This is a genomic window from Breoghania sp. JC706, assembly GCF_037026715.1.
Classification (GTDB): Bacteria; Pseudomonadota; Alphaproteobacteria; order Rhizobiales; family Stappiaceae; genus Breoghania.
Genome location: NZ_JBANCG010000004.1, coordinates 348,223 through 374,662 on the forward strand (window position 1 = coordinate 348,223; position 26,440 = coordinate 374,662).

The 26,440-nt window shown below is 66.5% G+C and carries 26 protein-coding genes; 20 read left to right on the plus strand and 6 right to left on the minus strand.

From position 1 onward, the window contains the following. Window positions 1-109: 109 nt before the first annotated feature. The 14 genes from V2L18_RS10090 (at window position 110) to V2L18_RS10155 (ending at window position 13,954) form a co-directional block, all read left to right on the plus strand. On the plus strand, window positions 110-733 hold the full coding sequence (locus V2L18_RS10090; protein WP_336178103.1) for a 50S ribosomal protein L21: 624 nt from the start codon (window positions 110-112) through the stop codon (window positions 731-733). Window positions 734-830: 97 nt separating this feature from the next. Next, on the plus strand, window positions 831-1,106 hold the full coding sequence (gene rpmA / locus V2L18_RS10095) for a 50S ribosomal protein L27 (protein WP_336178104.1): 276 nt from the start codon (window positions 831-833) through the stop codon (window positions 1,104-1,106). A gap of 147 nt (window positions 1,107-1,253) precedes the next feature. Continuing rightward, window positions 1,254-1,886 carry a GNAT family N-acetyltransferase gene (locus V2L18_RS10100; protein WP_336178105.1) on the plus strand — a complete coding sequence of 211 codons (633 nt, stop codon included), beginning with the start codon at window positions 1,254-1,256 and terminating at the stop codon, window positions 1,884-1,886. Further along, window positions 1,883-2,473: a GNAT family N-acetyltransferase gene (locus V2L18_RS10105; RefSeq protein ID WP_336178106.1), complete on the plus strand. Its 591-nt coding sequence runs from the start codon at window positions 1,883-1,885 to the stop codon at window positions 2,471-2,473. Before V2L18_RS10100 ends, V2L18_RS10105 begins: the two co-directional genes overlap by 4 nt. Window positions 2,474-2,597: 124 nt before the next feature. Then, window positions 2,598-3,641 (plus strand): GTPase ObgE, encoded by a 1,044-nt coding sequence (obgE, locus tag V2L18_RS10110; RefSeq protein ID WP_336178107.1) that lies wholly within the window; start codon window positions 2,598-2,600, stop codon window positions 3,639-3,641. Further along, a complete protein-coding gene (gene proB, locus V2L18_RS10115; protein WP_336178285.1) occupies window positions 3,638-4,756 on the plus strand; it encodes a glutamate 5-kinase in 1,119 nt (372 codons plus the stop codon). Before obgE ends, proB begins: the two co-directional genes overlap by 4 nt. Window positions 4,757-4,813: 57 nt before the next feature. Next, window positions 4,814-6,103 carry a glutamate-5-semialdehyde dehydrogenase gene (locus tag V2L18_RS10120; protein WP_336178286.1) on the plus strand — a complete coding sequence of 430 codons (1,290 nt, stop codon included), beginning with the start codon at window positions 4,814-4,816 and terminating at the stop codon, window positions 6,101-6,103. After that, a complete protein-coding gene (locus V2L18_RS10125) occupies window positions 6,100-6,771 on the plus strand; it encodes a nicotinate-nucleotide adenylyltransferase (protein ID WP_336178108.1) in 672 nt (223 codons plus the stop codon). Before V2L18_RS10120 ends, V2L18_RS10125 begins: the two co-directional genes overlap by 4 nt. 293 nt (window positions 6,772-7,064) lie before the next feature. Beyond that, window positions 7,065-7,448: a ribosome silencing factor gene (gene rsfS, locus V2L18_RS10130; protein ID WP_336178109.1), complete on the plus strand. Its 384-nt coding sequence runs from the start codon at window positions 7,065-7,067 to the stop codon at window positions 7,446-7,448. A gap of 124 nt (window positions 7,449-7,572) precedes the next feature. Next, window positions 7,573-8,055, plus strand: coding sequence for a 23S rRNA (pseudouridine(1915)-N(3))-methyltransferase RlmH (rlmH, locus tag V2L18_RS10135; protein WP_336178110.1), 483 nt, complete (start codon window positions 7,573-7,575; stop codon window positions 8,053-8,055). Window positions 8,056-8,531: 476 nt separating this feature from the next. Then, a complete protein-coding gene (locus V2L18_RS10140; RefSeq protein ID WP_336178111.1) occupies window positions 8,532-10,049 on the plus strand; it encodes a peptidoglycan DD-metalloendopeptidase family protein in 1,518 nt (505 codons plus the stop codon). Continuing rightward, on the plus strand, window positions 10,046-11,374 hold the full coding sequence (locus tag V2L18_RS10145; protein WP_336178112.1) for a S41 family peptidase: 1,329 nt from the start codon (window positions 10,046-10,048) through the stop codon (window positions 11,372-11,374). The genes V2L18_RS10140 and V2L18_RS10145 overlap by 4 nt, the downstream gene beginning before the upstream one ends. Before the next feature lie 730 nt (window positions 11,375-12,104). Continuing rightward, complete coding sequence (locus V2L18_RS10150; protein WP_336178113.1) at window positions 12,105-13,274, plus strand: divergent polysaccharide deacetylase family protein; 1,170 nt, start codon at window positions 12,105-12,107, stop codon at window positions 13,272-13,274. Between the two features lie 221 nt (window positions 13,275-13,495). After that, a complete protein-coding gene (locus tag V2L18_RS10155) occupies window positions 13,496-13,954 on the plus strand; it encodes an RNA pyrophosphohydrolase (protein WP_336178287.1) in 459 nt (152 codons plus the stop codon). Between the two features lie 89 nt (window positions 13,955-14,043). Here V2L18_RS10155 and V2L18_RS10160 read toward each other — a convergent pair whose 3' ends face one another. Further along, window positions 14,044-14,538, minus strand: a complete 495-nt coding sequence (locus tag V2L18_RS10160; protein ID WP_336178114.1) for a CAP domain-containing protein — start codon at window positions 14,536-14,538, stop codon at window positions 14,044-14,046. Between the two features lie 402 nt (window positions 14,539-14,940). Between V2L18_RS10160 and V2L18_RS10165 the strand changes: the two genes are divergently transcribed. The 4 genes from V2L18_RS10165 to V2L18_RS10180 all read left to right on the plus strand — a co-directional run bounded on the left by V2L18_RS10165 (window position 14,941) and on the right by V2L18_RS10180 (window position 19,112). Next, window positions 14,941-15,456 (plus strand): TIGR02281 family clan AA aspartic protease, encoded by a 516-nt coding sequence (locus V2L18_RS10165; protein ID WP_336178115.1) that lies wholly within the window; start codon window positions 14,941-14,943, stop codon window positions 15,454-15,456. A gap of 144 nt (window positions 15,457-15,600) precedes the next feature. Further along, complete coding sequence (locus tag V2L18_RS10170) at window positions 15,601-17,100, plus strand: phosphomannomutase/phosphoglucomutase (RefSeq protein ID WP_336178116.1); 1,500 nt, start codon at window positions 15,601-15,603, stop codon at window positions 17,098-17,100. Window positions 17,101-17,446: 346 nt separating this feature from the next. Further along, entirely contained in the window at window positions 17,447-17,953 is a 507-nt protein-coding gene (locus V2L18_RS10175) for a tyrosine phosphatase family protein (protein WP_336178117.1), read from the plus strand. Window positions 17,954-18,128: 175 nt separating this feature from the next. After that, the gene (locus tag V2L18_RS10180; RefSeq protein ID WP_336178118.1) at window positions 18,129-19,112 is read left to right on the plus strand and encodes an NAD regulator; all 984 of its coding nucleotides are present in this window, start codon (window positions 18,129-18,131) and stop codon (window positions 19,110-19,112) included. Window positions 19,113-19,355: 243 nt separating this feature from the next. On the opposite strand, the gene V2L18_RS10185 is transcribed toward V2L18_RS10180, so the two are convergent. From V2L18_RS10185 to V2L18_RS10195, 3 genes are all read right to left on the minus strand, one after another. After that, window positions 19,356-20,231, minus strand: coding sequence for an NlpC/P60 family protein (locus tag V2L18_RS10185; protein ID WP_336178119.1), 876 nt, complete (start codon window positions 20,229-20,231; stop codon window positions 19,356-19,358). Beyond that, entirely contained in the window at window positions 20,228-20,578 is a 351-nt protein-coding gene (locus V2L18_RS10190) for a MarR family winged helix-turn-helix transcriptional regulator (RefSeq protein WP_336178288.1), read from the minus strand. The genes V2L18_RS10185 and V2L18_RS10190 overlap by 4 nt, the downstream gene beginning before the upstream one ends. 140 nt (window positions 20,579-20,718) lie before the next feature. Further along, complete coding sequence (locus tag V2L18_RS10195) at window positions 20,719-22,047, minus strand: leucyl aminopeptidase family protein (RefSeq protein ID WP_336178289.1); 1,329 nt, start codon at window positions 22,045-22,047, stop codon at window positions 20,719-20,721. A gap of 209 nt (window positions 22,048-22,256) precedes the next feature. On the opposite strand from V2L18_RS10195, the gene V2L18_RS10200 reads away from it, so the two are divergent. Beyond that, complete coding sequence (locus V2L18_RS10200; protein ID WP_336178120.1) at window positions 22,257-23,057, plus strand: tetratricopeptide repeat protein; 801 nt, start codon at window positions 22,257-22,259, stop codon at window positions 23,055-23,057. Between the two features lie 157 nt (window positions 23,058-23,214). Further along, window positions 23,215-24,201 (plus strand): GTP-binding protein, encoded by a 987-nt coding sequence (locus tag V2L18_RS10205; RefSeq protein WP_336178121.1) that lies wholly within the window; start codon window positions 23,215-23,217, stop codon window positions 24,199-24,201. A 58-nt stretch (window positions 24,202-24,259) separates the two neighbouring features. Here V2L18_RS10205 and V2L18_RS10210 read toward each other — a convergent pair whose 3' ends face one another. Together V2L18_RS10210 and V2L18_RS10215 are read right to left on the minus strand one after the other, a co-directional pair. Continuing rightward, window positions 24,260-25,138, minus strand: a complete 879-nt coding sequence (locus V2L18_RS10210; protein ID WP_336178122.1) for an ABC transporter permease — start codon at window positions 25,136-25,138, stop codon at window positions 24,260-24,262. A 205-nt stretch (window positions 25,139-25,343) separates the two neighbouring features. Then, window positions 25,344-26,405, minus strand: a complete 1,062-nt coding sequence (locus V2L18_RS10215) for an extracellular solute-binding protein (RefSeq protein ID WP_336178123.1) — start codon at window positions 26,403-26,405, stop codon at window positions 25,344-25,346. Window positions 26,406-26,440 lie beyond the last annotated feature (35 nt).

A 26,440-nucleotide genomic window follows, 5' to 3' on the forward strand; every position in this document is an offset into this window, starting at 1 on the left:
GGCATCGCCCAAAGTCCGCGCTTTCAGCGGCGCCGAAGGGTGCGCACAAGGTCCGCAAGACGTGCCATACGACAAGGCCGCTGCGGCAAAGTGATGAAGGACGTCAGCGATGTTCGCTGTGATCAAGACGGGCGGCAAGCAGTATCGCGTTGCCGCGGACGACCTCCTGAAGGTCGAGAAGATTTCCGGCGAGGCCGGCGATACCGTGATGTTCGACACCGTGCTCATGGTCGGTGGCGAGACGGATACGGTGATCGGCACGCCGACTGTCGAGGGCGCCTGCGTGGCGGCCGAGGTGGTGGAACAGGCGCGCAACCGGAAGATCATCATCTTCAAGAAGAAGCGCCGCCAGAACTACCGCCGCAAGAAGGGTCACCGCCAGGAGGTGACGCTGGTCAAGATCACCGAGATCCTGACCGGCGGCGCCAAGCCCTCGGCGAAGGCCAAGACCGCGAAGAAGCCGGCCAAGGCCGAGACCGTTTCGGAGGCGACCGCTTCCGAGACGACGGCCGCCAAGGCGGAAGCCACTTCCGGCGCTGACGACCTGAAGAAGCTTCAGGGCCTCGGCCCGGCCATCGAGAAGAAGCTGAATGCGGCGGGGATCACCACCTACGCGCAGATCGCTTCGATGACGGCCGAGGATGTGGCGCGCGTCGAGGAAGAGGCCGGCATCAAGGGCCGCTTCGAGCGCGACAACTGGGTCGAGCAGGCCAAGGAACTCGCCGGCAAGTAAGCCGGTCGCGACAAAGGACAGGACGGGGCGGACAGAGCGGAATTCCGCGGGCGCTTGAAGCGCCGCAGGCCCCGGGCAAGGTTTTAGGAGATACGTCATGGCTCACAAGAAAGCAGGCGGTTCGTCCCGTAACGGTCGCGATTCGGCCGGTCGCCGTCTCGGCGTGAAGAAGTTCGGTGGCGAGGCCGTCATTCCGGGCAACATCATTCTGCGTCAGCGCGGCACCAAGTGGCATCCGGGCACGAACGTCGGCATGGGCAAGGATCACACGATTTTTGCCAAGGTCGAGGGACACGTTTCGTTTGCCGCCAAAGCCAATGGCCGAACCTACGTATCCGTGCTCCCGACGACGACGATGGAAGCAGCGGAATAAGCCCGGCATATGATTTCATCAGATTGCCGGCGTCTCATCGACCCGGCGGTCTGAAGTGACCGATTTGAGATCAGGGGAGATGGGACAAGACCCATCTCCCCTTTTCTTTTGCCCGCCTACAGGATTTGGGCCCGATCGGAGAAAGTCATGGTTCTGGAAAGCGAAAGCCTCTTGGAAGGCGAAAGGTACGAAGATCCCAGCTTGTCGGCGGCGGTTCGTCCCGTCCTGACGCTCGAGCACCTCAAGCTCGACCGCCCGACGATGGATGATGCCGCCGATATCGTATTCCTCGCCAACAACCGCCGCGTGGCGGAAATGCTTGCGCGCATGCCGCACCCTTATGGCCTGGCCGATGCCCGCAAGTGGATCCAGAGCACCGGCAATCCGGAACCCGGCACGGTCACCTTCGCCGTGCGCATGAAGGCGACCGGCCGCATCATCGGCGCCTGCGGCTATCAGTTCGGCCCCGCCGGCCACGGCAGCGAGCCCGAGCTCGGCTACTGGATCGGCGAACCCTTCTGGGGCCACGGCTATGCGACGGAAGCCGCCCAGGCGGTCATCGACCATGCCTTCACCTTTGCCGGCCACCGGGCGATCCTCGCCTCCTGCCGGCTCACCAATCCGGCGTCCCGCCGGGTCATCGAGAAGTGCGGCTTCCAGTATGCCGAAAGCGGCATGATGCGCTCGCTCGCCCATGGCGGCGCGGCCGTCGCGGTGGAAACCTACCGGCTCGACCGCAAGACCTGGGAAGCGCTCAAGGGCTGGAGAGCGACCCTGTGAGCCACGACCATGCGACCGCGTGCGAAGACAGGCGCGACGTGACATTGCTCACGCCGCGACTTCGTCTTCGCCCGCCCGTCGAGGGCGATGCGCGCACTATCCATGTCGCGCTTTCCGACTTCGAAGTCACGCGCATGCTGGCGTCCGTCCCCTGGCCGCACGCGCTTGAGGGGACGTACGACTTCATCGCCGGCACGCGCGAAAAGATGCTGGCGGGGGAGAGCCTTCCGCTCGCGCTCGAGCTGCGCACGCGAGAAGCGAGCGGCCTCATCGGCATCGTGGAAATGCGCGGTCTCAAGGGGGACCCGGATATCGGGTTCTGGCTTGCGCGGCCCCACTGGCGGTGCGGGCTGATGAGCGAGGCGGTCAGCCACGTCCTCGCCCATGCCTTCGAAACTTACGGCTTTGAGACCATCCGATCCGGCGCCTTTGCGGAAAACGCCGCCTCCATCGGGCTTCACCGCAAGCTCGGCTTCACCATTACCGGCACTTCGCGTCTTTTCTGCAAGCCGCAAATGTGCGATTTGCAACATGTCGACATGGTCCTGTCGCGCGGGGATTTCCGACCGACGTCTCTCGCCGCCTGAAAACGGCGGGCGCGGGCGCGCGAATCGCAATCGGGCATTTGGCGGCCGCAGCAAAATCGGCTATTCACCCGGCAACCAGCGCCGCATGTCAGCATGACCGCGCGCGAAACCCGAGTTCAGTTCCATGAAATTCCTCGATCAGGCGAAGGTCTTTGTGCGCTCCGGCGATGGCGGGGCGGGATCGGTCTCCTTCCGCCGCGAGAAATACATCGAATATGGCGGACCCGACGGCGGCGACGGCGGGCGCGGCGGCGATGTTTGGGTCGAATGCGTCGACGGCCTCAACACCCTCATCGACTACCGCTACCAGCAGCACTTCAAGGCCAAGACCGGCGGCCACGGCATGGGCAAGAACCGCACCGGCGCAAAAGGCCCCGACATCACGCTGAAGGTCCCGGTCGGCACCGAGATCCTGGAAGAGGACAACGAGACGCTGATCGCCGACATGACGCAGGTCGGCCAGAAGCTGCTGCTGCTGCGTGGCGGCAATGGCGGCTTCGGCAACGCCCATTTCAAGACCTCGGTCAACCAGGCTCCGCGCCGCGCCAATCCCGGCCTGGAGGGCCAGGAAAAGTGGATCTGGCTGCGCCTGAAGCTGATCGCGGATGCCGGTCTCGTCGGCCTGCCCAATGCCGGCAAGTCGACGTTTCTGGCCGCCGTCTCTCAAGCCAAGCCCAAGATCGCGGATTATCCCTTCACCACGCTCCACCCCAATCTCGGCGTCGTCGGCGTCGACGGGCGCGAATTCGTCATGGCCGACATTCCCGGCCTCATCGAGGGCGCGCACGAGGGCGTCGGCATCGGCGACCGGTTTCTCGGCCATGTGGAGCGTACCCGCGTGCTGCTGCACCTGATCGACGCGACGCAGGACGATCCGGCGGAAGCCTACCGCGTCGTGCGGGGCGAACTGGAGGCCTATGGCGCCGGGCTCGACGAGAAGGTGGAGATCGTCGCACTGTCGAAGATCGACGCGCTCGACGCCGATACGCGCGCGGAAAAGCTCAAGGAGCTGGCGCAGGCCACCGGCACGCAGCCGATCCTGCTGTCTGCCGCCTCCGGCGAAGGCATGACGGAGGCGCTGCGCATGATCCGGCGCGCCATCGAAACGCTCGACCGCGAGGCCGAGGACAATCTGCCGAAAAAGAACGAAGAAGGTTGGCACCCCTGATGCTCGCGCTTGAGGATCATTCCCGTATCGTCGTCAAGATCGGTTCGGCGCTGCTTGTCGAGAAGGGCGAGCTGAAGCGCGACTGGCTGGCCTCGCTCGCCGACGATCTCTGCCGGCTGTCCAAGCGCGGCACCGAGATCATCGTCGTCTCCTCCGGCGCCATCGCGCTCGGGCGCGGGGTGCTCGGCCTGCCCTCGGGCGTGCTCAGGCTGGAGGAAAGCCAGGCGGCGGCGGCCGTCGGCCAGATCGAGCTTGCCCAGGCCTATCAGGAAATGTTCGCGCACCGCGGCATGACCGCGGGCCAGGTGCTGCTGACGCTTCGCGACACCGAGCAGCGCCGGCGTTATCTCAACGCGCGCGCCACCATCGGCACGCTGTTGAAGCTGAAGGCGGTGCCGGTCATCAACGAGAACGACACGGTCGCGACCACGGAAATCCGCTACGGCGACAACGACAGGCTCGCCGCCCGCGTCGCCACCATGGTGAGCGCGGATTGCCTGGTCCTGCTGTCGGACATCGACGGCCTCTACACCGCGCCGCCGGCGGAAAACCCGCTGGCCGAGCACATTCCGGTGGTCGAGCGCATCACGCCGGAAATCGAGGCGATGGCCGGCGCGCCGGGCTCGGAGCTGTCGCGCGGCGGCATGAAGACCAAGATCGAGGCCGGCAAGATCGCCACCGGCGCCGGCACCTCGATGGTGATCGCGTCCGGCAAACGGCTCCATCCGCTCAGTGCCATTTCCGAAGGCGGGCGCTGCACCTGGTTCCGCTCGCATTCGACGCCGGCAACCGCGCGCAAGACCTGGATCGCCGGCCAGCTAAAGCCGAGCGGCATCGTTGTGGTCGATGCGGGCGCGGAGCGGGCGCTCAGGAAGGGCAAGAGCCTGCTGCCGGCGGGCGTGACGGACGTGTCGGGTCGCTTCCAGCGCGGCGATACGGTCTGTATCATGGATCCGGCGGGCCGGGAGATCGGCCGCGGTCTGGTCGCCTACGACTGCGACGACGCGGTCCGCATCATCGGGCACAAATCGCGGGAGATCGAATCCATATTGGGCTATTCGGGCCGGGCGGAGATGATCCACCGCGACGATATGGTTCTCGGCGACGCCGAATAGGATAGAAAGAAGGCCTCCGGCGCGAGACATCCGGCCGGATCCGAAGGGATGAAAGCGATGCTGAACCAGGCGGTCGCCCGTGACACGGGCTCCATCGGCACGATGATGCTGCAGATCGGGGTGGAGGCGCGCGCCGCCGCCCGCCGGCTCGCCAACGCGCCAACGGATGCCAAGAACGCCGCGCTGAAGGCCATGGCCGCCACCATCCGCAGCCATATCGACCGGATCCTCGCCGCCAACGCGCTCGATGTGGAGGACATGCGCGCCCGTTCGCTCGCCGGCTCCTTCATCGACCGCGGCACGCTGGATGCGGCCCGGGTGGAGGCGATGGCCGCCGGCATCGAGGCGATCGCGGCGCTGCCCGATCCCGTCGGCCGCGTCACCGAGGCCTGGGACCGGCCGAACGGGCTTCACATCGAGCGGGTCAAGACGCCGCTCGGCGTCATCGGCGTCATCTATGAAAGCCGGCCGAACGTGACGGCGGATGCCGGCGCGCTGTGCCTGAAGGCCGGCAACGCGGCGATCCTGCGCGGCGGGTCTGACGCCTTCCGCACCTCGCAGGCGATCGCCGAATGCCTCCGCCTCGGCCTTGTCGCCGAAGGTCTGCCGGAGGCCGCGATCCAGCTCGTTCCCACCACCGACCGCGCCGCCGTCGGCCACATGCTGGCCGGGCTCAACGGCAATATCGACGTGATCGTGCCGCGCGGCGGCAAGAGCCTCGTCGCCCGCGTGCAGCAGGAAGCGCGCGTGCCCGTCTTCGCGCATCTGGAAGGGCTGGTGCACATCTTCGTCGATCGCGAGGCGGATCTTGCCAAGGCGGTGACGCTGGTGGTCAATTCCAAGATGCGGCGCACCGGCATCTGCGGGGCTGCGGAAACGCTGCTGATCGACCGCGCCTGCGCCGCCACGCACCTGAAACCGCTCCTCGACGCGCTCAAGGCGGCCGGCTGCGCCATCCGGGGCGATGCGGAAACGCGCAGGCTCGCGCCCGAGGCGGAAACCGCGACGGAGGCCGACTGGACGACCGAATATCTCGACGCCATCATCTCGGTGAAGGTCGTCGACGGGCTCGACGAGGCCATCGATCACATCGAGACCCACGGCTCGCACCACACCGACTGCATCATCACGGAGAACCAGACGACCGCCGACCGCTTCCTGGCGGAGGTCGATTCCGCCATCGTGCTCCACAATGCCTCCACCCAGTTCGCCGACGGCGGCGAGTTCGGGTTCGGCGCGGAGATCGGTATCGCGACGGGGCGCATGCATGCGCGCGGCCCCGTGGGGCTGGAACAGCTCACCAGCTTCAAGTACCGCGTCCACGGCGACGGCCAGACCCGCCCGTGACACCTCCGCCGCGCGACGATCTCCTTTCCGGCCAGGGAGGCTGGCGGACCGGCACCCCGCCGGAATGGATGCGGCTGCCGCCGGCCGGCTACGGCCAGCGCGTCGGCCTGTTCGGCGGCTCGTTCAACCCGCCCCATTCCGGCCATGCGCTGGTTTCGCGCACCGCCATGCGCCGGCTGAAGCTCGACCGCATCTGGTGGCTGGTGACGCCCGGCAATCCGCTGAAAAACCTCTCCGAACTGGCGCCGCTGGAAACCCGCGTCCATCTGGCCGCCGCCTGCGCCGACGATCCGCGCGTCACGGTGACGGCCTGGGAGGCCTGGCTCGGCACGGCCTATTCAGCGCAGACGATGGCGGCACTCAGGCAGCGCCGGCCGGATCTCGATTTCGTCTGGGTGATGGGGGCGGACAATCTCGCCACCTTCCACCGCTGGCAGAACTGGCGCTCGATCATCGACACCGTGCCGGTGGCGATCGTCGACCGGCCGGGCGCGGAACTGGCGGCCCTGTCGGCGCCGGCCGCGCGCACCTATGCCCGCTTCCGCGTGCCGGAACGCGATGCGGCGACGCTGCCCGGCGGGCCGACGCCGGCCTGGACCTTCCTGCACACGCCGCGCGATCCGGCCTCTTCCACCGAACTGCGGCGGCGGGACGCCCGGACGCCGTGAGCGCCTGTGATCCGGCCAGCCGAAGGCCCTTGAGTGCCCGCCGAAGGCCTTTGAGTGGTTCTGCGGGTGTGCCAAGCCTTGAATTTGACCCCGCGCGTGCCTTATCTTGAAAGCCTGAGCGCAAGGACCTTGCGTTTGCAACCGTTCCTTGCGCTCCGGCAGGCACCGCGCATGCGACCTGCCGCCAAGTGGCGTGAGCGTCCCGGCGAATGAGCGCGCGGGACGAGAGAAACGGTAAACATGTCGAAAGGCACCACCCCCTGAACATGCCATTGAAAAGTGAGGACGCGGCGTTGCCCGATCCTCAGCCTGCAGCCGTCCGCACCGGCGAATTTGCGGATCCGCTGCCTGTCGTCCTCGCGAGCCTGACCGATTCCAAGGCCGAGGACATCGTTTCCATCGACATCCAGGGCAAGACCGCGATCGCCGACTACATGGTCGTCGCATCGGGGCGTTCGCACCGCCATGTCGGCGCGATCACCGATCATCTTGTCCGCGATCTGAAGAATGCCGGCTTCGGTGCGCCGCGCGTGGAAGGCCTGCCGCATTGCGACTGGGTCCTCGTCGACGCGGGCGACATCGTGGTCCATCTCTTCCGGCCGGAAGTCCGCAGCTTCTACAATATCGAGAAGATGTGGTCGGCCGAGACGGAGACGACGCGGCAATATTCGAACTGACGCGGTCCCGCCGGCTTCCTCGCCGGCAGGACGGGCGGCATGAGGCGAACTGAAGGGGCGGGCCGGCCTGCGGCCCGCCGGCTATCCGTGCTTGCGCCTGTCCGGGGCACGAAAGGCAACGGTCATGCGCATGACGATCGCCGGCATCGGCCGAATGAAGGCCGGCGCCGACAGGGAGCTTCTGGAACGATACCTGGAGCGCGCCCGCAAGGCGGGCCGCGCACTGGGCCTTGCCGGGCCGGATCTTCTGGAGCTGCCGGAATCACGCGCCCAGCGCGCCGCCGATCGCAAGGACGACGAGGCCGCGAGCCTTCTCGCCGCCCTGCCCTCGCCGCGCATCCTGGTTGCCCTCGACGAGGGCGGGCGCACGATGGGTTCGGAGAAATTCGCCGAGCGCATCGGCCGCTGGCGCGACGACGGCGCGGCCCATCTGGTCTTCGCCATCGGCGGCGCCGACGGCCACGGCCGCGCGCTGCTGGAGGCAGCCGACCTGACGCTCGCCTTCGGCCCGATGACCTGGCCGCACCAGATCGTGCGCATCCTGATGGCCGAACAGGTCTACCGCGCGATCTCCATCCTCGCCGGACACCCCTATCATCGCGCGTGAGCTGGCCTGCGTCTGTCGGAGCCGGCCGGGGCGCGTTCGAGATCGCGGCGGGACGCCGGTCAAGGTCGGAAACGGCCGAGATTGTCCGCCAGATCCGCCCCCATGAGATGTCATTCCCGCGCAGTGCGGGAAAGGCCCGTTCGGCACGCCCGGAAGCGCTCAAGCCCGCGCATCCCGAGGCTCTTCCCCTGGCGGACCCCGCCTCACCATACCGTGACACCCTTAAGGACTTTTCCCGGGCCGGAACGGCCGCTCCGCGCCCGCTTGTTGCCGCAATCCGGCGATATCGAAAGGCGGACGCTCGCTGTGGCGTTCTTCGGGCATGTCCGCCGGCTTATGGTTGACGGATCGTTAACGCTCCGCATGCGATCCTGTCGAGATCGCGCGATCCGGGCCGAGACGGCGCCTCGACATTGGGGGCCGGGAGATCTTCCCGCCGGCCAAGGGGATGCGCTCGGATCGAAACGGAGGTGCACGTGATCGCCGCACGATTGGCGCGGACGGCCGATGCGACGCGGAACGCAAACCGGCGGGCGGAGCGGACATCGAAGGATGCGCCGGGCCCGGCGCGCGCCGCGCATGGGCTTGCGCTGGCCGGCGGGCTCCTCATGGGCGCAATCCTGGCCGCCGGCCCGATCATGGGCGGCGCGGTTTCGCCGGCTCTTGCGGCTCCTGCGGAGGCAGCTTCGGGGAACGCCGACGCGGCAACCGCGACACCGCAGGCGGGCGACGGGGCCAAGACCGGCGATACGGACCAGGGCGCGGATCTTTCCGCCCTCGATCCGGCGGAACGCAAACGCGTGCGGGAGAAGGAACTCGCCGCGCTGACCGAGGACATGACGCTGAGCGAGACCCGCCAGCGCGAACTTAAGCACCAGATCGACACGATCGACCGCCACCGCGACGCGCTCAATGCGGACCTTCTTCGCACCGCCCAGCGCGTCCATTCACTGGAAGAAGAATTGAGCGCCACGGAAGCGAGGCTCCTGCGACTGCACGAAAATGCCGACACCGTTCGCGCCTCGCTGCACGAGCGCCGCGACGTGCTGGCCGAGGTGCTGGCGACGCTGGAGCGCATCGGCCGCCGGCCGCCGCCCGCGCTCGCCGTCAAGCCGAAGGATGCGCTGGGCGCCGTGCGTTCCGCCATGCTGCTCAACGCGGTGATGCCGGGCATCCACGACGAGGCGGAGGCGCTTTCCGTCGATCTCGCCGAGCTCACCAAGCTGGAGGGCAGCATCGCGAGCGAACGCGACCGGCTGAAAAGCGACGGCTCGCGGCTTGCGGAGGAAAAGACCCGCATCGAGCTGCTGATCAAGGCCAAGCGCGAGGAGGCCGACGAATCGCGCCGCAAGCTCGCCGAGGAGACCGCACGCTCGCAGACCCTCGCCAAGAAGGCGACCTCGCTCAAGGGGCTCATCGCGTCGCTGGAAAGCGAGATCGAATCATCGCGCAAGGCGGCCGAGGCCGCCGCGAAGGCGGCGAAGGAAAACGCCGGCAAGCCGAAGAATTCCGATCCGTTCGCTGATCCCGGCCGGCTTGCGCCGGCGGTCGCCTTCGCCGATACCAAGGGCAAGCTGCACCTGCCGGTTGCAGGCGCGACGCTGCGCGCCTATGGCGAGGAGGACAGCATCGGCACGCCCGCCGAGGGGATTTCGATCGCGACCCGCAACGATGCCCGGGTCACCGCTCCCTGCGACGGCTGGGTCGTCTATTCGGGGCCGTTCCGCAGTTACGGCCAACTCTTGATCCTGAACGCAGGCGACGGATATCATGTCCTGCTTGCCGGTATGGACAAGATTGATGCGGAACTCGGTCAGTTCGTTTTGGCCGGAGAACCCGTCGGATCGATGGGATCGACACAACTCGCAAGTGCCGCCACATTGGACCTCGGTTCGACGCGGCCGGTGCTTTATGTAGAATTTCGAAAAGACGGCAGCTCAATCGACCCCTCGCCCTGGTGGGCTCGGCCGGAAGACGAAAAGGTTCGCGGATGATACGGAAAGCCTCGCTGATGCTTGTCGGCGCGCTGATGGGCGCGGCGGCGGTGGTCACCCTGTCCCAGACGGAGTTCGTGATCGGCTCCAAGGCCGAAGCGGCCGCTTCCGACACCTATCGGCAGCTCAATCTGTTCGGAGACGTCTTCGAACGGATCCGCGCCGACTATGTCGAGGTGCCGGACGATCACAAGCTGATCGAGGCGGCGATCAACGGCATGCTGTCCTCGCTCGACCCGCATTCCTCCTACATGTCGCCCAAGAGCTTCCGCGACATGCAGGTGCAGACGCGCGGCGAATTCGGTGGCCTCGGCATCGAGGTCACGATGGAGGACGGCTTCGTCAAGGTCGTCACCCCGATCGACGACACGCCGGCCTATCGCGCGGGCGTGCTGGCGGGCGACGTCATCACCGAACTCGACGGCGAGAGCGTGCAGGGCCTCACCCTCAACGAGGCGGTTGAGAAGATGCGCGGCCCGGTCAAGACCGACCTGGAGATCACCGTGCGCCGCGAGGGCGTGGACGAGCCGCTGAAGATCAAGATCACCCGCGACATCATCCGGATCCGCTCCGTGCGCTGGAACGAGGAGAAGGACGTCGGCTACATCCGCATCACGCAGTTCAACGAGCAGACCTTCGACGGACTGCGCGACGCCATCGACGATATCGAGAAGAAGATCCCGGAGAAGGACCTCAAGGGCTTCGTCGTCGACCTGCGCAACAATCCCGGTGGATTGCTCGACCAGGCGATCGCGGTTTCCGACACGTTCCTCGACCGCGGCGAGATCGTCTCCACCCGCGGCCGCAACGCCGAGGAAAGCCAGCGCTACAACGCGCGTTCCGGCGACATGACGCACGGCAAGCCGGTCATCGTGCTGGTCAATGGCGGCTCCGCATCGGCGTCGGAGATCGTCGCCGGCGCACTGCAGGATCACCGCCGCGCGACCATCGTCGGTACGCGGTCCTTCGGCAAGGGATCGGTGCAGACCATCATTCCGCTCGGCCCCAACGGCGCCATCCGGCTGACCACGGCGCGCTACTACACGCCGTCGGGCACCTCGATCCAGGCCAAGGGCATCACGCCCGACATCGAAGTGAAGCAGGAGCTTCCCGACGAGCTGAAGGGCAAGGTGGAAACCCGCGGCGAGGCGTCCCTGCGCGGTCACCTCGGCTCCGACGACGGCACCGAGAAGACCGGCAGCCAGGCCTACGTTCCGAAGGATCCGAAGGACGACAAGCAGCTGAACTTCGCCTACGACCTGCTGCGCGGCCTCCAGGCCAACAAGGCCTTCCCGCCGGATCCGTCCGCCGGCGTTCCGAACTGAGCCGCAGGCAGGAACAGAAAATCAGGGCCCGCATCGGAGATGGTGCGGGCCTTTTTCTTTGCGCGGGCGCGGGAGGCGGTTGGCCCCCATCCTTCGAGACGCCCGCTGACGCGCCTCCTCAGTGTCTGGCCCGAAAATGGTATTATAATATGTATGTTCTGCAGTATAGACGTTTGTCCCTGTAGAGAACCACTAGCACCATTGTCATCCCCGCGCAGGCGGGGATCCAGTAACCACAAGATTTTCTTATGGGATTGAACAGCTACCCTCACGGAGTGCTGGATCCCCGCCTGCGCGGGGATGACAGTCAGGAGCAAGCCGCAAGCATTTCGGGCCAGACACTCAGGATGACGTTGTGTTTGGTGTTCATAACAACACGATAACGTCATCCTGAGGAGCCGTCGCGGATGGCGTCTCGAAGGACGGGCCAAACCCCCAGGGCACGCCCCGGCGCTCCCCCATTACGCGTCGCCCCCTTTCGCAAAACACGGGATGGACCCGGCCCGACTTCGGCCTATGGTGCATCCCGACGCGCTGCCTTCGGGAAGGCAACGCGCGCATAGGCTGCTCCCGCTCCCGGCTCCATCCCGGGTTGCGAATGCTCAGATATTGTTAACCATGACTGCGGTAGGTTAATTCCATCGTGCGTCTGAACGGTGCCGCGGAAGAGTGCGGCGGGTGGGGGCTTTTCCGTGCGATGGCGTGAAGGACAAGCGGCGGAACAGGGATCATGGCCGGGGACGACCTGACAGCCCCACTGGGTCTGGACATCGGAAAGCGGCGCTTCCGCGTTCCGCTCGGCCTGATCGGTATCGTGATCATCACGGTCATCACCGTCACGGTGGGCGTGTGGGTCGCGGTCGTCGACGATCCTTACGGGGGCGAACCCTCCGCCGTCGTCGCTCTCAACAAGACCTCCGTCAGCGGCGTTTCCGCCCGCGACATCACCGTTCTCGGTATCCGGCCCGGCGAGGGCGCGGACGGGCAACCCCTGGCGCCGGGAGCTCAGGCCACGGCCGGCGACGGCCCCCGGTTCGAGCCGGTGCTGCCCCCTGCCGATGCAGGCCTGAAGGCGGTGGACGGCGAGGCGCAGGCGCTCACCGTCGAGCCCGATGCCCGCATCTCCGAAGGCGGGCGCTACGGCATTCTGCCCAAGGTCGCCGACAACGGCGCGCGGGCGCTCGATTTCTATGCCCGGCCCTTCAACGCCGAGACCATCGGCGTTGCCCGCATCGCCATCGTCGTCGGCGGTCTGGGCCTGAGCGAGGCCGGCACCAATCTGGCGCTGGAGAAGCTTCCCGCCGACGTGACGCTGGCTTTCGCGCCGTACGGCGACAACCTCAAGGACTGGCAGGCGCGCGCCCGGCAGGACGGCCACGAGCTGCTGCTTCAGATACCGCTGGAGCCGTTCGACTATCCCGACAACGACCCCGGCCCGCACACGCTTCTGGTCGATCAGCCCTACCAGCAGAACATCGATCGCCTGCACTGGCTGATGAGCCGCATCACCAACTATGTCGGCGTGGTCAACCAGATGGGCGGGCGCTTCACCGCCACGCCGGAGGCGCTGCAGCCGGTGCTGGAAGAGGTCGGCAAGCGCGGGCTGATGTATCTGGACGACGGCTCTTCCTCGCGCTCCATCGCCTCCGCACTCGCCAACACCACCCGGACACCGTTCCTGCGCGCGGACCTGTCGCTCGACCGCAGCCCCTCGCGCGACGAGATCGACGCCCGGCTTCTGGAACTGGAGGCGGTGGCCCGCACCAAGGGATTTGCCGTCGGCTATGCCTCGGCCCTGCCCGTCTCCATAGACCGCATCAGCGAATGGGCCAAGAGCCTGGAGGCCCGCGGCCTCTTGCTGGTGCCGCTTTCGGCAGGCGTGCGCGGCGACAATTCGTGAGAAGCGCGCAAGCTCGCGGGTTCCGCACACCAGGGCTCGTTGCGGTGCAATTCGTTGCGAGCCGGAAGCAAGCCGCCCATCCATCGAGACGCATGCCGAAATCCCCGCGAACCGCTTCCGCCGAACGGTGAAACGATCTAGGTTGCGCGCATCCAGTCTTCCCGAGGATCCCCGCCGTGACAGCTCTTCCCCCGCCCCACTATCGCCCTTGCGTCGGCGTCATGCTGATCAATCCGGCCGGCCTGGTCTGGGTCGGCAAGCGTTACAAGGGCGGGCCGGAACATGTCGATGCCACCCACAGCTGGCAGATGCCGCAGGGCGGGATCGATGCCGGCGAGGACCCGCTTTCCGCCGCCCGGCGCGAGCTCTACGAGGAGACCTCGGTCCGCTCCGTCAGCCTGCTGGCCGAGGCGCCGGGCTGGTACATCTACGACCTGCCCGGGGCGGTCGCCCAGAAGAGCTGGAAGGGCCGCTATCAGGGTCAGGCGCAGCGCTGGTTCGCCTTCCGCTTCGAAGGCGACGAGGACGAGATCAACGTCATCCGCCCGCCCGAAGGCCACAAGCCGGAATTCTCCGAGTGGCGGTGGGAGCGGGCGGCCGAGTTGCCGGAGCTGATCATTCCGTTCAAGCGACGGGTCTACGAGGACGTCGTTTCCGCCTTCGCGCACCTGACCGCCTGAGCTTTCGCACGGGCTTTGTGATTTGCGAGAAATGCGAGGGAAATTCGAGACGGATTCGACGAATCTATTAATACGATTCGAAAGCCCTCTCAGCGCTCCGGCCGCACCATGATCAGCGCCCAGAAATTGCGCCACATGCCATCGGGCCGGGTGGTGCGGGCGATGCCCATCTGGGTCACGTAAGGGTTCAGCAGGTTCTTGTCGTGGCCGGGCGAGCCCTGCCAGCCCTTGAAGGCGGCCTCGAAGCTCTGGTAGCCGTAGCCGAGATTTTCAGCTGCCGCGTCGTGGCGAATTCCGTGTTCGCTCAAGCGCTTGAAGAGCCCGTTCTTGCTGTGCAGCGGCGACTTTCGCTTGTCGCGCCTGGCAATGTAATCCGCCATGTCCTGCGCAGCTATGGTGACGTCCGGCGAGATCGTCAGCGGCGGCAGGCCGTGCTCGGCGCGGTAATCGTTGATGCGGGCAAGAGCCGCCTGCTCGTCAACCGGCACCTGCGTCAGCTCGACCTTTTCGTCGAACCCCGGCAGCCCGCCCGCGCACCCGGCGAGCAGAAGGAAAAGCGAGAAGGCGGCAAGAACGTTTCGCATCAGGCGAGGCTCCACGGCAACGCGGGATCACAAGGGCAGCGCAAAAGCCAGACCGCGCCAAGGCGGCGATTTTCAGGCGGGCCGGCAGGAGGGTTTTCTCCCGTCCGTGTCGCGAGCGGCCCATCCTTCGAGACGCCCGCTTCGCGGGCTCCTCAGGATGACGTTGTGTGGGTTGATGGTTTTACTAAAATAACAACACGATAACGTCATCCTGAGGAGCCGTCGCAAGACGGCATCTCGAAGGATGGGCCGCTTGCTCGGTCGCAGAGCGAACCGCGTCAGCATGCACCGGCCTCGTTAACGCACCGCTAACCACGATGCCCGGCCCCTTGTCGCTTTTCACCCCCCGCTAACACTCGCCGTGGCACAATCCATGTGCGGGAAACGGCGGATTTCGGGGCGATGCAACGGTTCATCCTCATTCTGGTGGTTATCGTCGCGGCGGCACTCGCGGGGCCGACCGTGGTGCCCTGGGGGCTGGAGGCCCTTTCGCGCAAGGAGGCTCCGGCGAAGGCCGCGCCGCGCCCCGCCTATCGGCCCACTGGCTACGGAACCGTGGTTCTGGATGCGGGAAAAGGCGGTCATTTCTCCACGGTCGCGCGCATCAACAACCGCTTCGTCGATGTCGTGGTCGACACCGGCGCGACCGCTGTCGCACTGCCATACGAGGAAGCGGCCCGGCTGGGTATCCGGCCTTTGAATTCCGATTTCACCATCGAGATATCCACGGCCAACGGCATCCAGAAAAGCGCGCCCGTCACGCTTGACGAGGTGCGCATCGACACCATCCGCGTCTACGACGTGCCGGCGCTGGTCGCCCCGCGCGGCGCGCTGTCCTCTGCCCTTCTCGGCATGAGCTTCCTGCGCAAGCTGAAAACGGTCGAGATGCGCGGCGGCGAACTGGTGATGCAGCAATAGCCGCACCCCGTGCCGCAGGCAGGCGCGGAACCTATCGCCGCCCCCGTCGTTTCCCGCAATGCAACGCGCGCGCCGCCTTCCTTTGGCCGCAGCACCATCCTATACCGTTCGTCAAAGACGCATTGAGCGATTTCAGGAGCCTCCATGTTTCCCAAGCCGGCAGCAGCGCTGACGCCCAATACCTACGCCTACGAATCCTCGCCGATGGTCAAGGCGACCGGCTTCCGCGAATACGACGCGCGCTGGCTTTTCGAGAAAGAAATCAACCTGATGGGCGTTCAGGCCCTGGGCATGGGGCTCGGCACGCTGATCCACGAGATGGGCGTGAAGCCCGAAATCGTCACCGGCCACGATTTCCGCTCCTATTCGGCTTCCATCAAGATGGCGCTCGTCACCGGTCTGATGGCGGCCGGCGTCAAGGTGCACGATATCGGCCTCGCGACCACGCCGATGACCTATTTCGCCCAGTTCGAGCTGGACGTCCCCGCCGTCGCCATGGTCACCGCCTCGCACAACGACAACGGCTGGACCGGCGTGAAGATGGGTGCGGCCCGCCCGCTCACCTTCGGCCCTGACGAGATGGGCCGGCTGAAGGAGATCGTGCTTTCCGCCGCCTTCGACCTGAAAGGCAACGGCGCGTATCGGTTCGTGGAGAATTTCCCCGAGCGCTACATCGCCGATCTCACCAACCGGCCGAAACTCAAGCACCCGATCAAGGTGGTGGCGGCCTGCGGCAACGGCACGGCGGGCGCCTTCGCCGAACGGATCCTCACGGCCATCGGTGCCGACGTGGTGCCGCTCGACTGCGAGCTCGACCATTCCTTCCCGCGCTACAATCCCAATCCTGAAGACATGAAGATGCTGCACGCCATCGCGGACACGGTGCGCGAGACGGGCGCGGCCGTCGGCCTCGGCTTCGACGGCGACGGCGATCGCTGCGGCGTCGTCGACGACACCGGCGAGGAGATCTTCGCCGACAAGGTCGGCGTCATGCTGGCGCGTGACATCTCAAAGCTCAATCCCGGCGCACAGTTCGTGGTCGACGTGAAATCGACGGGCCTGTTCCTCACCGACCCGGTGCTGATCGAGAACGGCGCGAAGACCGACTACTGGAAGACCGGCCATTCCTACATCAAGCGCCGGGTGAACGAGCTCGATGCCATGGTCGGCTTCGAGAAGTCCGGCCACTATTTCTTCAATGCCCCCATCGGGCGCGGCTACGACGACGGCTTCGTCTCCGCGCTCGCCATTCTCGACATGCTCGACCGCAATCCGGACAAGTCCATGTCGGAGTTGAGGAACGACCTGCCCAAGACCTGGGGCACGCCGACCATGGCGCCGCATTGCGACGACGAGAAGAAATACGACGTGGTCGACAGGGTCGTCGCCCGGTTCAAGGGCATGCAGGAGAAGGGCGAAAAGATCGACGGCCACCCGATTGCCGACCTCATCACGGTGAACGGCATCCGCGTCGTCGCCGAGGACGGCACCTGGGGCCTTGTCCGCGCCTCCTCCAACAAGCCGGAACTCGTCGTGGTGGTGGAAAGCCCCGTCTCCGAAGAGCGCATGCGCGCCATGTTCAAGACGGTGGACACGGTGCTGCGCGAGAACCCGGAAGTGGGCGCCTACAACCAGTCGATCTGACGAGACTGTTGATCTGATCGGGGCAGTCGACCTGATCGAGGAGCTTGGCTGCGCGCGCCGTTGCCCCCGTGGTCGGCTTCTCCATCTCTCCGGTGTCATCCCGGATCTGCGAAGCGGCACTTCGCGTCGCGTCCGGGACGCTTAAGAGTTTCGCGGAAGAAGCCACGGTCACAACCTAGATCGTTTCCGAGTTCGATCGAGGCTGGCAAGGATAGTCACCTCTCCCCATGGGAGAGGGGGCGAATACGGTCGATTCCGGGAGGGTCGGAAAGGCTCTCGTCTGGCATCCCGGTCCTCCCCCACTTTCCCGCTTGCATCCCCCACCCGCACCGCCGACATTCACACCATGCTTTACGTCTGTTCCCTCTCAAGACTCGCCGAAACCGTCGAACGCACCGGCGCGCGCCATCTGGTGACGCTGATCAACGCCGGCACGCCCGTGCCGCGCCCGGCGGTGATCGCCGAGCAGGACCATCTCTTCCTCGGCTTCAATGACATCGTGGAGCCGATCGAGGGCATGACCCCGCCGGCCGAGGCCCATGTCAGCGAGCTTCTCGACTACGTTCGCGCATGGGAACGGCAGGCGCCGCTGGTGATCCACTGCTTTGCAGGGATCTCGCGCTCCACCGCCGCCGCCTACATCACCGCCTGCGCGCTGTCGCCGGAGCGTCACGAGGCCGACATCGCGGCCGCCCTGCGCGAGGCCTCGCCCTCGGCAACGCCCAACGCGCGCCTCGTGATGTTCGCCGACCGGCTGCTCGGGCGCGAGGGCCGCATGGTGGATGCGATCCGCGCCATCGGCCGGGGGCGCGACGCCTTCGAGGGCGAGCCGTTCGAACTCGCTCTGGACTAGATCGGGCGAACGGCACGCGGTGCCGGGCCGGCGCATGCTTCGGCGGGAAAGGTGGCGCAACTCAGCACCTTGCCGCATCCCGCGCGCTCAAGGCGGCGGTTCAAAACGCTCTGTAAATCGACTAGAAAAGGTTCGCTTCCCGCGCAGGGTGGGAACCGGATACGGAGCGACGCGCATGGACACGGCAGCCCCCGCCATCGAGATCGGGCTCAATGCCGTGATCGTTGCCGTGACGCATCCGACCCCGCTGGTGCTGACCATCGACGGCACGGCCCCGGGCGAACCGGAATCGCTGCCCTTCGGCCCCTTTGATCCGCTGCACCACCGCACCTTCGAGATTGGCCTTCGCGCCTGGGTGGAGCAGCAGACGGAGCTGCGGCTCGGCTATGTCGAACAGCTCTACACCTATGGCGACCGGGGGCGGCATGCGCAGCCGGGCGATGAGGGACCGCATGTGGTTTCCGTCGGCTATCTGGCGCTGGCCCGGCAGAGCCCGGAATCCGAGATCGCGCTGGAGCGGGCCCGGGCGCGCTGGCGGCCTTGGTACGACTATTTCCCCTGGGAGGACTGGCGTCAGGGTCGTCCGGCGCTGCTCGACGATGCCATCCTGCCCGCGCTCGACGCCTGGGCGGCGGCGCCGAAGGCGGACGGCGATGCGGCGCGCGCGGAACGCCGTCAGGACCGGCTGCGCCTGTCCTTTGGCGGCGACGGCAACCTGTGGGACGAGGAACGCGCGCTGGAGCGCTACGAGCTGTGCTACGAGGCGGGCCTTCTGGCGGAGGCCGAGCGCGACGGCCGGCCGCTCGGCCCGGGCCTCGATGCGCGGCCCTATCTCGGCCGCGAGATGCAGCACGACCACCGCCGCATTCTGGCGACCGCCATCACCCGGCTTCGCGGCAAGCTGAAATACCGGCCGGTGATCTTCGAGCTGATGCCCGCCGTCTTCACGCTGACCGAGCTTCAGCGCACGGTGGAAGCGATATCGGGCCGTCACCTGCACAAGCAGAACTTCCGCCGGCTGGTGGAGACGACCGAACTCGTTGAACCGACGGGTGCCACCACCACGCGCACCGGCGGCCGCCCGGCGGCGCTGTTCCGCTTCCGCCGCCAGGTCCTGCGCGAACGCCCCGCCCCGGGCCTGCGTGTCGGCGTGCGGTGAGAGAAGCGGCGAGCGCCTGCTGCCCGGCGAGCATTCTCCACCCGAGGCGCGTTTCGTCTTTTCCAGGAAGGAACCGTATCCGCCCCCTCTCCCATGGGGAGAGGGTTGGGGTGACGGGTGTCTGAGTTTCGTGGATACGGAGAGCTCTCATCCCCTCACCCGGCGCATGCGCGCCGACCTCTCCCCATGGGAGAGGTGCACCCGCCGCCGGACGCTCCGCAAACAATGAATCGCTCCAGCCCGCTAGAGCCGCCGGACCGCCGTCACCGCGCCGTATTCGCTCGCCGCGATGCGGGCGACGGCTTCCGCCAAGGGTTCCATCGCCGTCGTCATGGTGTGGCCGTTGGCGTGCAGCAGGGTCTCGCCGTCGCGCATGATGCCGACATGCCCCCGCCAGAAGACGAGATCGCCGCGCCGCAATGCCGGCAGGCCAGCGGAAATGTCGAGGGCCGTGCCCAGTTCCCGCGCCTGCATATCGCTGTCGCGGGGAGCCGCGATGCCGGCCTCGGCAAGCGCGAGCTGGACCAGCGAGGAACAGTCGAGGCCGATGCTGGAACGCCCCGCCCACAGATAGGGCGTGCCGAGAAAGCGTTCCGCCACTGCCACCCAGTCGGGCGCGAAGGTTCCTTCAGGCACCAGATGGCGGGCGATGACGGCCGATCCGTCGGCAAGAAGCGCATAGCGGGTGCCACGCGTCACCGCCTCGCCGACGACCGTGACGTGCGATCCGATGGACAGGCAGTCAAGTGCGGGGGCGCGCAGTTCCGGCCCCGGATAGCGGAAGCTGCGAAGCTCGGCGAGCCGATGGGTTGGCGCGGGATCGATGGCCCCAAGCGCGTCTTCCGCGATCCAGCCGACATAGTTGTCGGTGGCGCTCTGCACCCATGCCCAGCCCTCGCGCCGCTCGTAGACGGTGACGGCCTCGCCGAAAAGAAGCTCGGTATCGAGCGAGCGGTCGGGCGCAGGTTCCGGGCGCATTGCGACGATGGCGCGGACGATGCGCGCGGGCTCGCCTTCGACGTAGCGCTGCGCTTCGTGGATGCCCTCAAGGCGGGCGGCCGCAAGATCGGGCCGCCACGGGGTGATGCGCCTGTCGGGGGCGTTTTGGGAATCGGTCATCCGCGGACCTCCGCAGCCTTTTCGACCAGCACATCGGCCAGTTTTTCAAGATAGAGCGCACCGTCAACCGTGCGCAGGATGACGACGTTGCGCCGGTCCGCCTCGTCGCGGCGGCGGTCGAGAAGCTTCATCCGGCCCATCGTGTCGAGCGCGCGGGTGATCGCCGGCTTGGTGACGCCGAGCTTGGCGGCAAGCCCGCGCACCGTGTGCGGCGGCGGCTCCAGATACACGGTGAGCAGGATCGCCATCTGGCGCGCGGTCAGGTCCTGCTCGCCGAAATGCACCAGCTCCAGCGTCACATCGTGCCAGAGCTTCAGGGCCTGGCCTGCGCGGATCTCGATCGCCATGGTGCGGGTGCCTGCCTCCGAAACGCCGGACCGCCACCATGGACGCCCGGCCCGGCGCCGCATCGGGCGCCGGACGTTGATCATTTCGGTTCCGGTATAGAAGCCGAAGGAGACGGCATCAAGCGTTCGTCAATCGTTCGTCACGGGCGATAGCGTTTCCGAAGTGCGGAAAAGAGCGCGCGGATGGCCTGCGCCTCGCCCCCTTCCGGGTGGCCGGGGCGCGCGGACGGCACCCAGCCGAAGATGTCGAAATGCGCCCAGGTCGTCGCGTTCTCCACGAAACGGGAGAGAAACAGCGCGGCCGTGATGGAGCCTGCAAAGCCGCCTGTGGAGACGTGGTTGATGTCGGCGACCTTGGAATCCAGCATCTTCGAATAGGGCTTCCACAGCGGCATGCGCCAGACCGGATCTGCGACCTTGCCGGCCGCATCCGCCACCGCGCCGGCAAACGCCTCGTCGTCGGTGTAGAAGGGCATGACCTCGGGCCCGAGCGCAACGCGGGCCGCCCCCGTCAGCGTCGCCATGTCGATGACAAGATCGGGGCTTTCCTCATCCGCCAGCGCCAGCGCATCGCCCAGCACCAGGCGGCCTTCGGCATCCGTGTTGCCGATCTCGACCGAAATGCCCTTGCGGCTCGGCAGGATATCGCCCGGGCGGAAGGCGTTGCCGGAAATGGAGTTCTCCACCGCCGGGATCAGCACGCGCAGGCGCACGGGCATGTTGGTGGCCATGATCATCAGCGCCAGCGCCAGAACGTTGGCCGCCCCGCCCATGTCCTTCTTCATCAGGAGCATGGAGCTCGACGGCTTGATGTCGAGACCGCCGGTATCGAAGCACACGCCCTTGCCGACCAGCGTCACGCGCGGGTTGGAGAGATCGCCCCAGGAGAAATCGATGAGCCGGGGCGCCCGCGTGCTCGCCTTGCCCACCGCGTGGATCATCGGGAAATTGTGCTCAAGCAGCGCCTCGCCGACGGTGACCTTGAAGCTGGCGTCGAACCGCTCGGCGAGCTTTCGCGCGGCCACCGCCAGTTCCTCGGGGCCGAAATCGTTGGCCGGCGTGTTGATGAGATCGCGTGCGAGGCCGACGGCCTCCAGCTCGATCTTCGCCGCCACCATGTCGAAGCCCTCCGGCACGACGAGGCGGGGGCGTTCGGCGGCAGTGGCGGATTTATAGGCGCGGAAACTGTAGGAGCCGAGCGCGAAGGCGAGGCAGGCCATGTGCGGATCGGCGAAGCCTTCCAGCCGGTACGTGCCGGCCGGCAGCGCGGTGGCGAGCGCACCGGCGGCGTGCGGATCGCCGCCCTCTGCCTCGCCGAACAGCACGGCGGCCGCAGCCCCTTCCGCATCCGGAATGATGAGGACCGATCCGGGCGCCCCCTTGTAGCCGTTGGCCTCGACCCAGCGACCGGCGGCGGCCGGCAGAAGGGTGAGAACATGCGCCAGCCTGTCGGCATCGACGGCATGGATCGCAACGGAGGCGTCGGCGGACGCCAGAAGGGTATCGAACACGGCAGGAATGCTCCAAAAATTCGGGGGAGAGTCGGGTCTCGGCAAGAGTACGGAGCGGGGTCTTACAAAGCAACGCCGGCGACGCGCTTAACCAACCATTAGGGTGAATGAAGTATTACCGACAGCAGGATTTTCGCTCTTTTCGCGTCGGTAACCGGAGTATCCCCATGTCAGCCCGCGCCAGCTCGATCCGGCATTCCCGGGCCCGTGTCGTTTTCATGGGCGCCGTCCTCGCGGCGGCCTTCGCACTTTCCGGCTGCGTCTCCGACGGCGCGATGTCGGGCCGCGGGCGTGGCTTTAGCAGTTCGGCCTCCTCCAGCGTGCCGCCGGGCAGCGGCGATGCGCGCCAGCAGGTGGCGCAATGGGGAGATCGCTACGAATCCGCACCGGACGAGAAGACCAACATCCTCGCCTATGCCGACGCGCTGCGCCGCAACGATCAGCTCGATCAGGCGATGGAAGTCTTGCGAAAGGGCATCATCAAGCATCGCAAGGATCGCGAGATCGCCGCCGCCTACGGCAAGATCCTGGCGCAGAAGGGCCACTTCAAGGAAGCGCTCAACGTCATCCAGCAGGCGCAGACCCCGACCCAGCCCGACTGGCGGCTGATGTCGGCGGAAGCTGCGATCCACGACCAGCTCGGCGATCACCAGAAGGCACGCTACCTCTATGCCGAGGCGCTGAAGATCGCCCCCGGCGAGCCCTCGATCCTCAACAACCTCGCCATGAGCCACGTTCTCGACAACGATCTGACGAGCGCGGAAAAAATCTTGCGCTCCGCCATGGCGAGCGGCACCAAGGACACCCGCATCCGCCAGAACCTGGCCCTCGTCCTGGGGCTGCAGGGGCGCTTTTCGGAGGCCGAGCAGGTCGCCAGCGCCGACCTGCCGCCGGCCGAGGTGAAGGCCAACATGGCCTATCTGAAGCGGATGCTCGCCGTGCGCGGCAAGCAAAAGGCGGCCGGCTGAGCGCAGACTCTCTGGCTGCCGCCTATTCAGGCAAGCGCGGGACTTGGAACGGCCGCGAAATGGTTTAGCATTCAGGGAAAGACGTGACGCGGCACCCCGCGCACACGCACGCGTTCGCCCTCCCCAAATGCCATTCCCATCACGCCCGGAAGCCTCCATGACCCGACCGACATCCGCCGTTCCCGTCACCATCCTCACCGGTTTTCTGGGCGCTGGGAAGACGACGCTTCTGAAGCGCATCCTCGATGATCCGCAAGGGGTGCGCTATGGCGTGCTCGTCAACGATTTCGGCGCGATCAACATCGATGCCGACCTGGTGGTGGAAAGCGAGGCCGACCAGGTGTCGCTGTCGAATGGCTGCGTGTGCTGCTCGATCCAGTCGGATCTGGTCGACGCGATCGACGGGCTTCTGGCGCGCGACCCGGCGCCGGAGCGGATCCTGATCGAGGCGAGCGGCGTCTCGCGACCGCTGCCCATCGCCGACACGCTGGAGGCGCCGGAACTCCAGGGCCGCGCGGTGCTCGACGGCATCTTCTGCCTCGTCGACGGCGAGGGCTTCGCCGATCTCGATTTCGCCGCGACCGAGCTGGCCATCGAGCAGGTGAGCGGCTCAGACGTCGTGCTGCTGAACAAGGCGGATGCCGCGAGCGAGGCACAACTCGCGGCCGTGGAACAGACGCTGAAGGGGCCGCAGCCCGCACTCAGGATCATCCGCACGCGGTTTGCGGAAATTCCGCGCGAGGTGCTTTTCGGCGCGCATATGGGCGCGCGGGCGGAGCCTGATCACGGGCACGACCATCATCACTGCACCGATCCGCATTGCACCCACGAACATCACCACCACGACCACGCCGACGAATTCGAGGCCTGGAGCTGGCAGAGCGAGCGGCCGGTGGATGCGGACCGGTTGCGCGCAGGGCTTCGCGCATTGCCCGCAAGCCTGATGCGGGCCAAGGGCATATTCCGCGCCGCGAGTGCGGATGAGCGGCTGGTGTTCCATCTGGTGGGAAAGCGCGCACGCACCACGCGGGAGAAGGAAACGCCGCCGGCGGTGAGTTCGCTCGTCGCCATCGGCCGGCGCGGAAGCTTCAACGGCGCGGAGCTGACGCGGCTGATGGATGCGTGCGTGGCGGGCGACGCCTGATCCGGAACGCGGCAAGGCATGCGCGACCGCATCCGCCGAGGCTGCATCCACGTCCGCCCTACCCCCGGAAGCGCTGCCGCGTGGCGAGGCCGGCGGCCACTGTGAGCGCCAGCGTCGTGACCGTCAGGATGAAGGCGACGGCGGCGGCAAACGGCCAGTTGTTCAGCTGGAACTGCGAATAGACGAGCGGCGCCATCATGTGGAAGTCGGGGCCGCCGAGCAGGACCGGCGTCGCATAGGCGTTCATGGCCAGGATGAAGGTCAGGATGACGCCAGCAGCGATGCCGGGAAGCGCCATCGGCCACAGCACGCGGCGCGCCATCGTCAACGGGCCGGCGCCCAGCGAGAAGGCCGCCTCCTCCAGATTACGGTCGATGCCCTCCAGAACGCTTTGCAGCGTCAGCACCATGTAGGGCAGGTTCACCGCAATGATGCCGACGATGACCGCCGTCTCGGTGAACATGATTTCGGTCGGCTCGGTGGTGATGCCGAACTTCATCAGCATGACACTCAGAAAACCCCGGCTGCCGAAGAGCGTCATCCAGCCGGCAGCCCGCACGGCGTTGCCGACGAAGAGCGGGATGACGACGCCGATGATCAGCAGGTTCTTGTAGCGCACCCGCGTGCGCGCCAGCACATAGGCGAGCGGAAAGCCCAGCACGAGACAGATGAGCGTGCACATCAGCGAGATGCGCAGCGTCGTCCAGAAGATCTGAAGGTAGAAGGGGTCGGAGAAGAACTTGACATAGTTCTCGGGCGAAACGGCGTCGATCATCAGCATGCGCGGGTCGTAGCGATTGAAGCTGTAGCGCAGCAGAATGAGCATCGGCGCGATGACGCCGAAGGCGACGATGATCGTCGCCGGCCCGATCAGCGAGGATGCGCTGATCAGAACAGGGCGGGAGCGGGTGGCGGGGTTGTCCGCGGCGGCTGTCATCGCTCAGGTCTCCGAAGGATACGGGAACAGGGAAGGAGGGGCGGGAGAGACCGGTGGCGCTCCACGCTTTCCACCGTCATCCCCCGGCGAAGTCCGGGGGATCCACTGCGCCGTCGAGACGTCCGGCAGCCAGCTATGGATCACCCGGACTTCGCCGGGTGATGACGGTGGAGAGGACGGGCCACAAATGAAGGTCAGCAGGTTCTCAGGCCTTGAATTCCTTGTCCCACCATTCCTTCATTTCCATGTCGTGCTCCAGGATGAAGCCGAAATCGGGCGTGATGAGCTTGTCGATCTCGGACTTGGAGAAGCCGATGCGCTTGTTGAGATCTTCCGGAATCTCGGCGTTGTCGACGGTCGGGTTGTAGCCCATGTCGCGCGCGAAGGCCTCCTGGGCGGCAGGCTCCATCATCGCGTTGATATAGGCGTGGGCGCCTTCCACGTTGCGCGCGTTCTTCGGGATCGCAAAGCCGGTCACATAGGACAGGCCGCCTTCGGCAGGGGCATTGGAGGCGACGTTGATGCCCGCATTCTGCCACTGCACGGTGCGCGCCTTCCACATGATGCCGGCGGTGATCTCTTCGGTCTTCAGCCCCTGGGCGAACGATTCATTGGTCGGGTAGATGCGCGCGCCGGCCTTACGGCACTCCAGCAGCAGCTTCTTGCCCGGTTCCAGATCGGTCTGCGACCCGCCGGCGGCCAGCGCCGCGGCCAGCAGGGTGTACTGGTACTGGATGTCGATGAAGCCAAGCGCGGCGCCGAGCTCCGGGTTGAGCGCGTCCGCATAGCTCTTGGGCGGGTTCTTGGTCTTGTCCGGATTGAAGACCGGCACCATCGCCGAATAGATCTGGCCCGCGCCGTATTCGTATTTCATCGAGGGCAGCAGGTGCTTGGCGTTCGGAAGCTTGGAGTAGTCGAGCGCCTGCGTCAGTCCCTGCTGATAGACCTGATACATGTTGGGGCCGGTGAGGGCCTGGAGATCGGTGGAGCCACGCGGCAGGCGGCGCTCGGCCATCATCTTGGCGCGGCGTTCCGGATCGCCCTTCTGGTCCTGGATGACCTCCCACCCCTTGGAGATGAGGAAGGGCTTCTCGATGTTCTTGTTGAGCAGGCGCGCATAGTCGCCGCCCCAGGTGCCAACGACGATCGTGCCGGCGGCGCGCGCTACCGTCGGCATGCCGAGAGCGGCCATGCCGGCGACGCCGGCCATTGCCTGAAGCACGTGGCGGCGGTCCATGCCGCCGGCCTTGCGGATCTTGTCACTCATGTGTCGATTCCCTCTTGTGTCGGCTTTGCGCCGTT